The sequence below is a fragment of the Dactylosporangium vinaceum genome, from assembly GCF_019904175.1.
In the GTDB taxonomy this organism is placed as follows: domain Bacteria; phylum Actinomycetota; class Actinomycetes; order Mycobacteriales; family Micromonosporaceae; genus Dactylosporangium; species Dactylosporangium vinaceum.
In genome coordinates this window covers 865,144-878,529 of the sequence record NZ_CP061913.1, presented here as the reverse complement: position 1 = coordinate 878,529, position 13,386 = coordinate 865,144, and the positions used below count along the sequence as shown (strand labels likewise).

The 13,386-nt window shown below is 71.5% G+C and carries 14 protein-coding genes; 5 read left to right on the top strand and 9 right to left on the bottom strand.

All coding sequences use genetic code 11. The annotated features are described in order from the left end of the window. Nucleotides 1-18: 18 nt before the first annotated feature. A complete protein-coding gene (locus Dvina_RS04075; RefSeq protein WP_223101023.1) occupies nucleotides 19-1,266 on the top strand; it encodes a hypothetical protein in 1,248 nt (415 codons plus the stop codon). A 20-nt stretch (nucleotides 1,267-1,286) separates the two neighbouring features. Continuing rightward, nucleotides 1,287-2,135 (top strand): PHP domain-containing protein, encoded by an 849-nt coding sequence (locus tag Dvina_RS04070; protein ID WP_223101022.1) that lies wholly within the window; start codon nucleotides 1,287-1,289, stop codon nucleotides 2,133-2,135. Between the two features lie 679 nt (nucleotides 2,136-2,814). Here Dvina_RS04070 and Dvina_RS04065 read toward each other — a convergent pair. The 3 genes from Dvina_RS04065 to Dvina_RS04055 all read right to left on the bottom strand — a co-directional run bounded on the left by Dvina_RS04065 (nucleotide 2,815) and on the right by Dvina_RS04055 (nucleotide 5,679). Next, nucleotides 2,815-3,594, bottom strand: a complete 780-nt coding sequence (locus Dvina_RS04065; protein WP_223101021.1) for an LLM class flavin-dependent oxidoreductase — start codon at nucleotides 3,592-3,594, stop codon at nucleotides 2,815-2,817. 534 nt (nucleotides 3,595-4,128) lie between these two features. Then, nucleotides 4,129-4,920: a RecB family exonuclease gene (locus Dvina_RS04060; RefSeq protein WP_246656011.1), complete on the bottom strand. Its 792-nt coding sequence runs from the start codon at nucleotides 4,918-4,920 to the stop codon at nucleotides 4,129-4,131. Between the two features lie 141 nt (nucleotides 4,921-5,061). Further along, nucleotides 5,062-5,679 carry a MarC family protein gene (locus tag Dvina_RS04055; protein WP_223101019.1) on the bottom strand — a complete coding sequence of 206 codons (618 nt, stop codon included), beginning with the start codon at nucleotides 5,677-5,679 and terminating at the stop codon, nucleotides 5,062-5,064. A 118-nt stretch (nucleotides 5,680-5,797) separates the two neighbouring features. Here Dvina_RS04055 and Dvina_RS04050 point away from each other — a divergent pair, with 118 nt between their 5' ends. Beyond that, nucleotides 5,798-7,045, top strand: coding sequence for a glycoside hydrolase family 18 protein (locus Dvina_RS04050; protein WP_223101018.1), 1,248 nt, complete (start codon nucleotides 5,798-5,800; stop codon nucleotides 7,043-7,045). 82 nt (nucleotides 7,046-7,127) lie between these two features. Here Dvina_RS04050 and Dvina_RS04045 read toward each other — a convergent pair whose 3' ends face one another. Beyond that, complete coding sequence (locus Dvina_RS04045; protein WP_223101017.1) at nucleotides 7,128-7,328, bottom strand: DUF4190 domain-containing protein; 201 nt, start codon at nucleotides 7,326-7,328, stop codon at nucleotides 7,128-7,130. Nucleotides 7,329-7,425: 97 nt separating this feature from the next. Between Dvina_RS04045 and Dvina_RS04040 the strand changes: the two genes are divergently transcribed. Beyond that, complete coding sequence (locus Dvina_RS04040) at nucleotides 7,426-8,631, top strand: acyl-CoA dehydrogenase family protein (protein ID WP_223101016.1); 1,206 nt, start codon at nucleotides 7,426-7,428, stop codon at nucleotides 8,629-8,631. 25 nt (nucleotides 8,632-8,656) lie between these two features. On the opposite strand, the gene Dvina_RS04035 is transcribed toward Dvina_RS04040, so the two are convergent. Genes Dvina_RS04035 through Dvina_RS04015 form a run of 5 tightly spaced genes read right to left on the bottom strand, consistent with a single transcriptional unit; the run spans nucleotide 8,657 to nucleotide 12,480 of the window. Continuing rightward, nucleotides 8,657-9,076: a CoA-binding protein gene (locus tag Dvina_RS04035; RefSeq protein ID WP_223101015.1), complete on the bottom strand. Its 420-nt coding sequence runs from the start codon at nucleotides 9,074-9,076 to the stop codon at nucleotides 8,657-8,659. Nucleotides 9,077-9,085: 9 nt separating this feature from the next. Next, a complete protein-coding gene (locus tag Dvina_RS04030; protein ID WP_223101014.1) occupies nucleotides 9,086-9,775 on the bottom strand; it encodes a hypothetical protein in 690 nt (229 codons plus the stop codon). Nucleotides 9,776-9,817: 42 nt separating this feature from the next. Further along, entirely contained in the window at nucleotides 9,818-10,528 is a 711-nt protein-coding gene (locus Dvina_RS04025; protein WP_223101013.1) for a hypothetical protein, read from the bottom strand. A gap of 46 nt (nucleotides 10,529-10,574) precedes the next feature. After that, nucleotides 10,575-11,486 carry an SDR family NAD(P)-dependent oxidoreductase gene (locus Dvina_RS04020; protein WP_223101012.1) on the bottom strand — a complete coding sequence of 304 codons (912 nt, stop codon included), beginning with the start codon at nucleotides 11,484-11,486 and terminating at the stop codon, nucleotides 10,575-10,577. 52 nt (nucleotides 11,487-11,538) lie between these two features. After that, entirely contained in the window at nucleotides 11,539-12,480 is a 942-nt protein-coding gene (locus tag Dvina_RS04015; RefSeq protein ID WP_223101011.1) for an HpcH/HpaI aldolase/citrate lyase family protein, read from the bottom strand. Nucleotides 12,481-12,552: 72 nt separating this feature from the next. Here Dvina_RS04015 and Dvina_RS04010 point away from each other — a divergent pair, with 72 nt between their 5' ends. Then, a complete protein-coding gene (locus Dvina_RS04010; RefSeq protein WP_223101010.1) occupies nucleotides 12,553-13,377 on the top strand; it encodes an SDR family NAD(P)-dependent oxidoreductase in 825 nt (274 codons plus the stop codon). The last annotated feature ends 9 nt before the right edge of the window (nucleotides 13,378-13,386 follow it).

The window sequence follows — 13,386 nt, the reverse complement described above, 5'->3', positions numbered from 1 at the left end:
TTTGGAGACGTGACAACCATGCTGGAAGACGAGCTCCGCGACACGTTCGCGGCCAAGGCGGGCAGCGCCCCGCCGGGGTCGCTGGCGTCGCTTGACGGGTTCGCCGACGCTGCCATCCGGGGCGCCGCACGGGTCCGCCGGCGGCGGCGCGCCGCGGTGAGCGGGCTCGCCGGCGTCATCGCCGTCGCGGCCGGCTCGGTCGCGGTCCTGCACACCTTCACCGGCGGCGCGCCCTCCGGCCCGTCCGCGCCCCCCGGCCCCGTCGCCCAGGAGAGCCCGTCCCAGCGCCCGGCGACCGGCAGCACGCCCACCGCCCCGGTCACGCCGTCCGACATGCGCGAGTTCACCGGCATCGGCCCGAGCGCCGAAGCGGCCGTGAAGGTGCGCCTGCAGCTGCCGGCCAAGAGCACCGTCACCGCGGCCTACCAGGCCAAGGACGGCTACCTGGTGGTCAACACCCAGCCCGACGGCGACAAGCAGCTCGTCCTGCAGCAGGACGACAGCGAGCAGCAGCAGGTCCTCGTCGACGACGCCACCAACATCACCGTGGCCAAGGACACCAGCACTGTGGCGTGGGCGTCGAAGGGCAGCATGAACGTCGGCACCCGCAGCGACGAGAAGACCAAGAAGATCACCGGGGTGAAGTCCGTCCCGGTGGCCGACGGCACCGAGCCGGTCACCTTCGTCGGGACCAACCTGGTGGTCAGCAACGACGACAAGGGCTTCGACGTCTGGCACACCGACCGGGGCTACTCCCCCACCTGGGACACGACAGTCGTGCGGGTCTTCGGCGGCACCCAGGACAACAGCGGCGTCTACGCCGAGGTCAGGTCGGCCGTGGCCGGCGAGACGGCGATGTGCCTGGCCCTGCTGCAGTTCGACCAGCCGTTCAAGGTCAAGAGCAAGGCGTGCGGGCTGCCGGTCGCGGCCAAGGACGGCGCCCGCATCTCACCCGACGGCCACTGGCTCGCCTACCCGGTCGTCGGCCTCAAGCAGGTCGCGATCCTGGACCTGACCACCGTGTTCCTCACTACGAACGCCAACGCCAGCGCCGCGGCCACGACCAGGGCGAAGCTGTGGAACCTCACCGTCACCGCCAAGACCGTCTGGCTCAACGCCAAGACCTTCGTGGTCGACACCGGCAAGAAGTTCCTCAAGCTCGACCCGACCGGCAAGGCCGATCTGACCCAGCCGCTGGACCAGGACCAGGATCAGGACCAGGGAACCGACGGTGTCGTGCTGATCGAACCGCTCACAGAGCAGTAACGGGTTCATAGACTGGGGGCGTGCGGATCGATCTTCACGCCCACTCGACGGCGAGCGACGGAACTTCAACCCCGGCCGAGCTGGTGGCGGAGGCGGCCGCGGCCGGGCTCGACGTCCTCGGTGTGACCGACCACGACACGACCTCCGGCTGGGCCCCCGCCGCGGCGGCCCGCCCCGCCGGCCTCACCCTGGTGCCGGGGGCCGAGCTCTCCTGCCGCTGGTCCGGCGGGCCCTTCCCGATCAGCCTGCACCTGCTGGCCTACCTGTTCGACCCGACCGACCCCGCGCTCGCCTCGGAGCTGGCCCGGGTCCGCACCGCCCGCGAGACACGGGCCGAGGGCATTGTCGGCCTCCTCAACGCCGGTGGCATCGACGTCACCTGGGATGAAGTGCTTCAAGACGCCGCCGGGGGTACCGTCGGCCGCCCGCACCTGGCCCAGGCCCTCATCCGGCGCGGCCTGGTGACCACGGTCAGCGAGGCCTTCGAACCCCAGTGGCTCGGGCGGCGGTACCGGCTCCCGAAGGAGGACCTCGACGTCTTCGCCGCCCTCCGCCTGGTCGTGGCGGCCGGCGGCGTCCCGGTCTTCGCCCATCCCCGCGCGAGCAAGCGCGGCCCCGTGGTGCCCGACTCGCTGATCGTGGAGATGGCCGCCGCGGGCCTCTTCGGCCTGGAAGCCGACCACACCGACCACACCCCGCAGGAGCAGGCCGAGATCCACGCCCTGGCCCACCGGCTGGGCCTGGTGACGACGGGCAGCAGCGACTACCACGGCACGAACAAGACCGTCCGCCTGGGCGCCCGCATGACAACCCCCGAAACCCTGGACCAGATCACCAAAGCCGCCCACGGCACCACTCCCATCGGCTGACCCTCGCCACCACGACACCACCCCCCGCAACGGCGACAACGCCACCACGCTCGACGACGACAACGCCGGCTGCGGGCGGCACCGCGGCGGGCCCAGCGACAACGGCCCGAGCCGGCCACCGACACACCCGGCAAGCGACACGCCTCAAAGCGGCAGCCCGGGCACGGCACCCGGCCGCGACTTGGACACGACTCGGGCGCCTACACGACGCACGGCCCGCGGCTTGAGTCGAACGGCGGGCGGGCGTGGGCTCGACATTGACGCAGCTCGACGCGCGGGCGCGAGCGGAGACGGCGCGCCGGCTCCCGGCGGACACGACTTCGGCGCAGCTCCTCGCGCAGGCGCAGCCGGGGACGACGGGCCGGCTCCCGGCGGAGACGACTTCCACCCAGCTCCACGCGCAGGCGCAGGCCGGGACGACAGGCGGGCTCGGGGCGGGACGACGGGCCGGCTCCCGGCGGAGACGACTTCCACCCAGCTCCACGCGCAGGCGCAGGCGGGGACAACGGGCCGGCTCCCGGCCGAGACGACTTCCACTCAGCTCGACGCGCGGGCGCGGGCGGGGACGACGGACGGGCTCGGAGCGGGGGCATGGTCGGTGGGGTGGCGCGGTGGTCGGCGGGATAGCGGTGGCTTCGAGGTCTCGGGCGGAGGGCGGTGGTGGGTTGGCGTGGTGCTGCTACGGCTCCAGAATGCGCGCGAGCAGGGCGTCCGGGGAGGCGCGCCGGCCGTGGATGTGCTCGAGCCAGAGGGTGACGCCGGCATCGGCGTATTCGGTGAGCAGTGGGTCGTCGTTGCGGGGCGAGGCTCCGACCAGCACGACCTCGCAGGGTCCGTCGCGGTGCTGGCGGATGTATTCGACGGAGGCGGCAATCTCGGTCGGTGAGACGGTCATCGAGCCGTCTTCGGCGTCGCCGGCGGCCAGCCAGCCGTCCCATCGGGCCGCTCGTCGCAGTGCCGCCCTGCTTGCGCCGCCGACGAGGATCGGGGGTCTTGGCTGCTGGATCGGCGGTGGGAGCAGGGCCACGCCGTTCACTGCCGCGCCGCTGAGCAGTCCGCCTACGACGTCGAGGCCCGCGTCCAGCAGGCGGGCGCGGGCGCGCAGGTCGGCGTCCTCGCCGAACGCCGTGTACTCCGAGTCGACGCCCCCGAGGCCGACCCCCAGCGTGGCTCGGCCGCCGCTAAGCCGGTCCAGGGTGGCCACCGCGCTGGCCACGACCGCCGGCCGGCGCCGGGGTAGGGGCGTGACCGCGGTGCCCAGCCGGAGCGTCGAGGTGGCCTGGGCGACGGCGGCGAGGGTGACCCAGGGGTCCGCGGACGGTACGCCCCACGCGAACGCCAGATGGTCCCAGACGAACAGCGCTTCCCACCCGGCCCGCTCGGCCGCGACCGCCATCTCCACCACCCGCGACGGCTCGGCGAAGTCGCCGAGCGTGCAGACGTCGACTCCGAACTTCATCCGGTCACCGCCCAAGCGGCCTGGGATAGTCACGAGACCGGCGACGGCGGCGCGAAGCCTCGGGTGGGCACACATCGAGTCCGGCCACCGCCCGAGGACCGCGCCGCCCGGGCGGAATCCGCGACGGCGGCGCGAAGCCTCCGAGCGGAACCCGCGACGGCGGCGCAAAGCCTCCGAGCGGGCGCACGTCGGGCCCGCGCCCCATCTCGACCACCGCCCAAAGCGCCATCCGCGAACGCTCGGCAAGCCGTGACCCGGCACGCAACGGCTCGGCAGGTGGCCACCCAGCACGCAACGGCTCCGCAAGCGGCGGCAAGGCGCGCAACGGTCCGGCACGCAACGGCTCGACAGGTAGCGGCTCGGCACCCGACCGCCCAACAGGTCGCAGCTCGGCACGCGACGGCTCACCACGTGGCAGCTCGGCACGCGGCAGCACAGCAAGCGACGGCTCGGCAAGGGACGGTTCGGCAAGCAGCGGTTCAGCAAGGGACGGTTCGGCAAAGGCCCTGCGCGGACCGGCACGCAGGACGGGTCTCATTCGACGGCCGTCCACGGGTCGCGGGGCGCCGACGAGGAGCCTTCGGGGCAGGTCTTGCGGTAGTCGCACCACGAGCACTGCGGACCGACCCGGGCCGGGAACTCGGTGTCGGCCGTGATGTCGGCCGCTGTCTCCTCGGCTCGGCGGAGGTGGCGGTCCAGGGACGCCTCGGTGTGGTCGAACGCCGCGACCGTCCCCGTCGGCAGGTGGTGCAGCTCCACGCGGCGGCACGGCTTGCGGAAGACCCGGGCGGTGGCGATCGCGTAGAGGGCCAGGGCGCGGGAGCCTCGGGCGTCGTCCTCGGAGACGCCGCCGCGGCCGGTCTTGTAGTCGACGATCACCAGTTCGTCGCCGCGATTGTCGATCCGGTCGACCCGGCCGGAGAGGGCCAGGGTGTCGGTGCGGGCGGCGACCGTGCGCTCCACGCCGACCGGTTCGTCGGTGGGGTCGAGGCCGTCGATGTACGACTCGAGCCAGGCGAGCGCACGGCGGTACACCTGCAGCTCCTGCTCTTCGTCTCGATAGCCCTCGCGGACCCAGGTCGCCTTGAGCAGTGTGGGCAGGGCCTCGGGCCGGCGGCGGTCCGGCTCCAGGGAATACCAGTTCTTGAGCGCGGTGTGCACTGACGCGCCGAGGGAGTTGTGCGCCCAGGGCGGGCCCTTCGGCGGGGCGGGGCGGTCGACGTAGGTGTAGCGGTAGCGGCGCGGGCAGTCCTCGTAACTGCCCAGTTTGCTGGGCGTGCAGGTGAACAGGCGCCGCGGCGCCGCGAAAAGTCCCAACTGCTCCACGCCCAGCATCCTGCCACCCCGGTACGACAAAAAATCGCCTCCCCGCCCTCGAAGCCCACGAAAACCGTGAATACCCCGTCGGGCGAAAAATGCGGATATGTCGTGGCGCGCCAGCGCCCGACATATCCACCAACCCCAACGTCAGTGCGGCGAGTGCAGGTACGTCGTCACGAACGCCCCGATCGCGTCGGCCAGCAGCTGTACCGCGATCGCGGCGACCAGCAGACCGGCGATCCGGGTGACCACCTCGATGCCGCTCGGCCGCAGGACGCGGACCAGGACGCCGGAGAAGCGCAGCACCAGGTACACCACCAGCATCACGGCCACGATGCCGACCGCGATCGCCGCGTAGCCCGGCAAGGTGTGCGCCCGCCGCACGAACAGCATTGTCGCCACGATGGCGCCCGGCCCGGCCAGCAGCGGCGTGCCCAGGGGCACCAGCGCGACGTTGGTTGTCACCTCCTGCGCCGGGTCGTCGCTCTTGCCGGTCAGCAGCTGCAGGGCGACGAGCAGCAGGAGCAGGCCGCCGGCGCCCTGCAGGGCCGGGAGGTCGATGTGCAGGTACGCGAGGATCTGGCGGCCGACCAACGCGAACGCCACGATGACGCCGAGCGCGAGCAGCACCGCCTGCAGTGCCGCGCGGTGCCGGGCCCGGCGCTCCAGCTGGCCCGTGAGCGCCAGGAAGATCGGCACGGCCCCCGGTGGGTCCAGGATGACGAGCAGGGTCACGAACACTTCGCCGAGAAGCTTCAAATCCACGACCGGATTGTCGTAGCAGGCCCGTATCGAGCGGATACCTGGGTCTTGACGCCGCGGAATGCCGCCCCTACGTTGCCGTAGGGAACAGCAAACTTTCCTTACAGATAGGTGGAGGGTTATGGGCAAACGCAGGCTCCTGGCGGGGTTCGCGGCGGTGCTGGCCACGACGTCGCTCGCCCTCGCGCCCGGGACGGCGGCGGGCGCACACGGCGCCACGCACCAGGACGAGTACAAGCGGGTCGGGTACTTCATCCAGTGGGGCATCTACGGCCGCCAGTACTACGTGAAGAACCTCGAGACCAGCGGCCAGGCCGCGCGCCTGACGCACATCAACTACGCCTTCGCCGGCATCGACAAGACCGGCACGAAGTGCGAGTCGGTCGATCCGTGGGCCGACTACCAGCGCCCGGTCTCCGCGGAGGAGAGCGTCGACGGCGTCGCCGACGTTGCCGGCCAGCCCCTCGCCGGCAACTTCAACCAGCTCAAGAAGCTCAAGGCCAAGCACCCGGGCCTCAAGGTCCTGCTGTCGCTCGGCGGCTGGACGCTGTCGAGCCGCTTCTCCGACGTCGCGCTGACGGATGCGTCGCGCCAGACGTTCGTGAAGTCGTGCGTCGACACGTTCCTGTCGACAGGGGTGTTCGACGGCTTCGACCTGGACTGGGAGTGGCCCGGCTCGGAGGGCAACGCGGGCAACGTGATCCGGCCCGAGGACAGGCAGAACTTCACGAAGCTGGCCGCCGAGTTCCGCAAGCAGCTGGGCAAGGACAAGGTCCTCACCGCGTTCCTGCCGGCCGCACCGGCCAAGATGGACGCCGGCTTCGAAGCCAACAAGATCTTCAAATACCTCGACTTCGGTACCGTCCAGGGCTACGACTTCCACGGAACGTGGGAGCCCACCACCAACCAGCAGTCGGCGCTCTTCGTGCCGCGCAACGCCCCGACGACCCCGGACTTCAGCGGGTCGAGCGCGCTGAAGGCGTGGACCGACCGCGGCGCGCCCAAGAAGCAGCTCGTGCTCGGCATCCCCTACTACGGCCAGGGCTGGACCGGCGTCACCGACGCCAACCGCGGCCTCTTCCAGCCGGCGACCGGCGCGGCGAAGGGCACCTGGGCGGACGGCAACGAGGACTACAAGGTCCTCGCGACGCTGCCCCAGCAGGGCTACAAGGTCTACCACGACCTGCTCTCCGGCCAGGCGTGGCTCTTCAACGGCACCACGTTCTGGACCTACGACGACCCGATCGTCGTGGCCCAGAAGGGCCTGTACGTCCGCCTCGCCGGCTACGGAGGCGCGATGGTCTGGTCCCTCGACGGCGACGACGCCAACGGCTCGCTCACCAAGGCGATGTACACCACGCTGCGCTAGCCCGACCGATCGAACCGGGTGCCCGGTGGCTCGCACGACGCGACGCCGCCGGGCACCTGTGCATTTTCCGGCGGCCCGCCCGTCAGGCGTAGTAGATGATCGGGAGACCGCAGAAGATCAACAGCAGCGTGTAGCCGACGATCATCGCGGCCAGGGCCAGGCCGGCGCCCGGGCGCTGCTCGCGGCGGGACTGGGCCCAGGCGATGTGCCCCATCAGGATGCCGAACGGGGGGATCAGGAACGCACAGATCAGCGCCGCTACCGCCAGGCCGTTGACTCGCACCTGAGAACCATTTCACATGGCCCGGCACCCCCGGAAGTTCGATACTGCCTTGGATACCCGTCGGTAACTTCTGCCCGACCACACCGGAGGTCGTCTCATGGCTCGTCTCGCTCGGACGCCGGGGCTCACTGATGTGCAGCAGGCGATGCTGGAGACGGTGCGGGCGTTCGTCGACAGGGAGATCATCCCGCACGCGCAGCGGCTGGAGCACGACGACGTCTACCCGGACGACATCGTGGCCGGGATGCGCGAGATGGGGCTGTTCGGCCTGACGATCGCCGAGGAGTACGGCGGGCTCGGCGAGTCCCTGCTCACCTACGCGCTCGTCGTCGAGGAGCTCTCCCGCGGGTGGATGTCCGTGTCCGGGATCGTGAACACGCACTTCATCGTCGCGTACCTGGTGTCGCAGCACGGGTCCGACGAGCAGAAGCAGCGCCTGCTCCCCCGGATGGCCACCGGCGAGGTGCGCGGAGCGTTCTCGATGTCCGAGCCCGGGACCGGCTCCGACGTGGCCGCGATCCGCAGCAGGGCGGTGGCCGACGGGGACGACTGGGTCCTCGACGGGCAGAAGATGTGGCTGACCAACGGGGCCCACTCGTCGGTGGTCGCCACGCTGCTGAAGACCGAGCTCGGAGCCGAGTCGGTGTACGGGAACATGACCACGTTCCTGCTGGAGAAGGAGCCCGGGTTCGGCCTCAACGAGCGCCTGCCCGGCCTCAGCATCCCCGGGAAGATCGAGAAGATGGGCTACAAGGGCGTCGAGACCACCGAGATGATCCTCGACGGCGTCCGCGTCCCCGCCTCGGCGATCCTCGGCGGCGCCGACCGGGCCGGCCGCGGCTTCTACCAGATGATGGACGGCATCGAGGTGGGCCGGGTCAACGTCGCCGCGCGCGCGTGCGGCATCTCGATCCGCGCCTTCGAACTCGCCATCGCCTACGCCCAGCAGCGCCGCACCTTCGGCGCCGCCCTCGTGGAGCACCAGGCGATCGCGTTCAAGCTGGCCGAGATGGCCACGAAGATCGAAGCCTCCCACGCCCTCATGGTCGGCGCCGCCCGCCTGAAGGACGCCGGCCAGCGCAACGACGTCGAGGCCGGCATGGCGAAGCTGCTGGCCAGCGAGTACTGCGCGGAGGTGGTCCAGGAGGCGTTCCGCATCCACGGCGGGTACGGCTACTCGAAGGAGTACGAGATCGAGCGCCTGATGCGGGAAGCCCCCTTCCTGCTCATCGGCGAGGGCACCTCGGAGATCCAGAAGACGATCATCAGCCGGGGACTGCTGCGGGAGTACGGCATCCGCTGAGCGAGCGGACCGGCCGGCGGCCCGTTCAGCCGGCGGCGGGGCCGGGGGCATCGAGCGCGTGGACCGCGCGGACCACGGCGATGCAGGTGTTCTCGAGGTAGTCGACGCCGGCCGCTTCGGCCAGGGCCCGGCCCTCGGGGCTGTGGATGTCCTGCTGCAGCCAGATCGCGGGGGCGCCGATGGCCAGGGCGTCCTTGACGACCTGGGTGGCGTCGGCGGAGGGGCGGAAGACGTTGACCAGGTCGACCGGGAACGGGATCGCGGCCAGGGTCGGGTAGGCGCGCTCACCGAAGATCTCGTCCGCGTACGGGTTCACGGGGATGATCCGCCAGCCGTGGCGCTGGATCTGCAGCGGCACCGCGTGGGCGGTCTTCGCGCGGCTCCGGGAGGCGCCGACGACGGCGATCGTCCGGGCCTCACGCAGGATCTGTTCGGCTGTGCGCATGCCCCAACGCTAGCTCGCGATCAGGATCGGCCGCGGGCCTCCCCGCAGGCCGGCGGCCAGGCGGGCGTTCAGGAGCAGGCCGTAGATCCGTTCGGCCTCCGGGGGCGTGCCGATCGCGCCGCGGGAGCGGGGATGGGACTGGTAGTAGCCGAGCAGGTCGACCAGGAAGAGCAGGCTGGCGTCGATGCCCTCGGGGCGGACCTGGACCGGGGCGCGGCGGGCGGTCAGGAACAGGTCCAGGCGCGGGACGGCCCGGTCGCCGTTGAGCTCCACGGTGGTGATGCGCTCCCAGGGGTACATCCGCCCGCGCACCTCGACACCGGACGGGGTCAACCGCACCACCGAGCCGCCGCGGCGCAGCCGGACGAGCAGCTGGACGCCCACGGCGACCGGCAAGGCGGCCACCACTACGGCGAAGGCGGACCAGATGCGGCTCTCGGTGCTCAGGATGATCGTGCCCACCCAGGTCACGGCCGTGGCGAACGCGGTGCCGGCGCGGGCCGCGAGCAGATCGGCCGGGGCGAAGAACTCCCATGCGGGGCGGGCCGGTGGTTCGTCGCCGCGGCGGCGGCCGAACAGGAGGTGGCCGAGGGTGATGATCGCCAGGGCGGCGAGGGTGAACACGACATAGCCGGGCATGAGTGCGGCGGCCACGGCGACCAGCAGTGGCGGCACCACGATCAGGGCTGTCGCGCGCATCCCTCAATGCTAGGAACGCGACCGCGGCGACGCGTCGGGTAATCAGGTGACCTGGCGGGCCAGCGTGCCGCGGAGGCGCTCGAGCTCCTGCGCGGAGCCGATAGCCGGGCGCTGCTCCGGATGCTGCATGTAGGTGTACATGGTGCGGTAGAGGAACCACAGGGAGACGTCGAGCGGCACGTCCTGGCCGGGCTGGAAGCGCTTGACCGGGCGGCCCTCGACCATCTCCGGGTGGGCGATCACCCACTGGGAGCCGTCCGGGCCCGGGCCGAGCGCCGCCCACGGCACGAAGCTGCGGCCGCCGTCGATCGCGAGGCCGTCGGCCGTCAGGAGCAGCGGGCCACTGCGGATCATGCGGAACAGCAGCAGCAGGACGGTGCAGCCGTTGACGAGCAGGATCGCCCAGGCCATCGTCGGGACGATCCGGCCGGCGACCCGCAGCCCGTTGAGCGCCATGAGGACGAGGGCGGCGCTGAGGAGCCCGTTGAAGACACACTGGGGGCGGAAGGCGGGCAGCGCGGCGAACGCCGGCTCCCCGCGGTACACCCGGAGCGTGAAAGTCGAAGGTCCGCGCGTGCTCCGCGTCAGCTGGACGAGCCCGACGACGATCCCGAGGACCGTGAGCGGCTGGAGGATCAGCAGGAGCGGCAGGAAGGCCTCGGGCTCGTCGGCGATCAGCACGATGTCGACGGCCGCCGCCACGACGGCCGGCGGCGCGAGCAGCACCGCGTAGTCAGCCGGACGAGCCCCCATGCGGCCAAAGATAGCCAGGCAACCTGATGATTCGCTGACCGTCACGTCACCGGTACTGCGCCTCCCGCACGCTGTTGCCGCCGTCGATCACGAGCATCTGACCGGTGATGTACGACGCGCCCGGCGAGCACAGGAACGCGATGGTGGCCGCGACCTCCTCGGGAGTGCCGGGACGCCCCATCGGGGTGCCGAAGCCCTGTTTGAGTTCGACCAGGGTGGAGGCGCCGGTGTGGATGATGCCGGGCGCGACCGCGTTGACCGTGATGCCGTCGGCGACGAGCTCCATGGCCAGGGCGCGGGTGAGGCCCACCACACCGGCCTTGGCCGCGGCGTACCCGGCCTCGGCGGGCAGCGCGTTGACCGGCCCGGCCGTCGCGGCGAGGTTGACGATGCGACCCCAGCCGTGCTCGGCCATGCCGCCGACGAAGGCCCGGCTGACCAGGAACGCGGTGGTGAGGTTGCGGTCGATCTCGGCCCGCCACTCCTCGTAGGTCAGCTGGGCGACCGGGCGCAGCACCTCGGGGCTGGCCTTGCTGGCCAGGCCGGCGTTGTTGACCAGGATGTCGACCGGGCCGAGGCTGTCGAGGATCGCGTCGGCCAGGGCGCCGACCTCGGCCTCGACGGTCAGGTCGGCGACGAAGCCGATCATGCCGAGCTCGCTGGCCCGGTCGTGGATGCGCCGGGTCGTGGAGACGATGCCGACCGCGGCACCCATCTGCTTGAGGCGGCGGGCCGTGGCGTAGCCGATGCCGTCCGGGCTGCCCGCGCCGGTGACCAGGGCGATCCGCCCGTCGAGCCGGTCGACGGCGGTCGGCGCCTCCTCCTCGACGGCGTCACCGTCGAGTTCGGGACCGCTGGACGGGACGGCTCGCAGGGTGCGCCGGGCGGAGGACGGCCGGCTCGCGTCGCGCCGGCCGCTCTTGCCGGCGGGGCCGCTGGAACGTAGGTCGGGTGCCATAGGGCAAATCCTGCCTGCCGGACACACCGGCGGGCAATGCGACGCGCGTTTCTCAGTTCGGCGGGGTGAACACCGACGTGCGATTCATCCCGGCCGCCCGGCCCTTCGCCGCGATGACGAGCGCCATCTTGCGCGACGCCTCGTCGATCATCTCGTCGCCGAGCATGACCGCGCCGAGGCGGCCGCCCTCCTCGGACGTGGCGTGGTCGTAGGCGTCCAGGATCAGCTCGGCGTGGTCGTAGTCGTCCTGCGCCGGGGAGTACACCTCGTTGGCGGCTTCGATCTGACCGGGGTGCAGCACCCACTTGCCGTCGAAGCCCAGCGCCGCGCTGCGGCCGGCCACCTCGCGGAAGGCGTCGACGTCGCGGATCTGCAGGAACGGGCCGTCGATCGCCTGGAGGTCGTGCATGCGCGCGGCCATGAGGATGCGCATGAGGATGTAGTGGTAAGGGTCACCCGGATACCCGGGGATGAGGCCGCCGACGACCAGGGACCTCATGTTGATCGAGGCCATGAAGTCGGCCGGCCCGAAGATGATCGTCTCGATCCGCCGGCTGGCCGCGGCGATCGCGTCGACGTTCACCAGGCCGGCGGCGTTCTCGATCTGGGCCTCGATGCCGATCCGGCCGACCTCCAGCCCGATCGTCTTCTCGATCTGGGTGAGCGTCAGGTCCAGCCACTCGATCTGCGCCGCGCTCTGCACCTTCGGCAACATGATGCAGTCGAGGTTGTCGCCGGCCCCCTCGACGACCTCGATGACGTCGCGGTACGTCCACGGGGTGGTCAGGTCGTTGACCCGCACGACACGCGTCTTGCCGGCCCAGTCCCCGTCGTTCAGCGCGGCCACGATGTTCTTGCGCGCCTCGGGCTTGGCCAGCGGCGCGACCGCGTCCTCCAGGTCCAGGAACACCTGGTCAGCCGGGAGCCCCTGGGCCTTGCCGAGCATCTTCACGCTCGACCCGGGCACGGCGAGACATGAGCGGCGCGGTCTCATTCAGGCTCCTCAAGGGCTATTCAGGCGGCTACCTGACGGTAACCTCGACGCGTGAGCACACAGAATCCCCCTGTGGGAGATCTCACCGGCCGTACGGTCGTCGTCACCGGCGCCAGCTCCGGCATCGGCCTGGCGGCGGCGATCGGCATGGCCCGCCGCGGCGCCAACACCGTGCTCGTGGGCCGCAACCCAGCCCGCCTGGAGGCCGCGGTGTCGGCGGTCTCGGGCGCCGCCAACGGCCGCCCGGTGCCCGCGTACCGCAGCGACTTCGCGAAGCTCGAGGACGTGCACGTGCTGGTGGACCATCTGCGCCAGCGCTACCAGCGCATCGACGTGCTCGCGAACAACGCGGGCGGCATGATCCGCGGCCACCACGTGACGGCCGACGGGTTCGAGGCGACGCTGCAGACGAACCACCTGGCCGCGTTCCTGCTCAGCAACCTGCTGCGCGAGCAGCTGCGCGGCGGCCGGATCATCAGCACCGCCTCCGGGGCGCACGCGATGGGCGTGCTCGACCCGGCGGATCTGCGCGGGGCCCGGCGGCGGGGGGCGTGGCGGATGTACGGCTCGGCCAAGCAGGCCAACATCCTCTTCGCGGCCGAGGCCGCCCGCCGGTGGCCGGACATCATGTCGGCGTCGTACCACCCGGGCTTCGTCCGCAGCCGCTTCGGCGCGTCGGTCGGCGTGCACGTGGCGGCGAAGCTGGCGCCGTTCGCCCGCAGCCCGGAGAAGGGGGCGGAGACACTGGTGTGGCTGGCGGCCACGCCCCCGTCGCAGTTGACGTCGGGCGGCTACTACATGGATCGCCGGCTGATCCGGCCCAACCGGGTGACCGATGATCCGGCTCTGGCCGGTCGCCTGTGGGAGGCCAGCCTGGACGCGGTGGGGCTGGGGTGACGCCTCCCG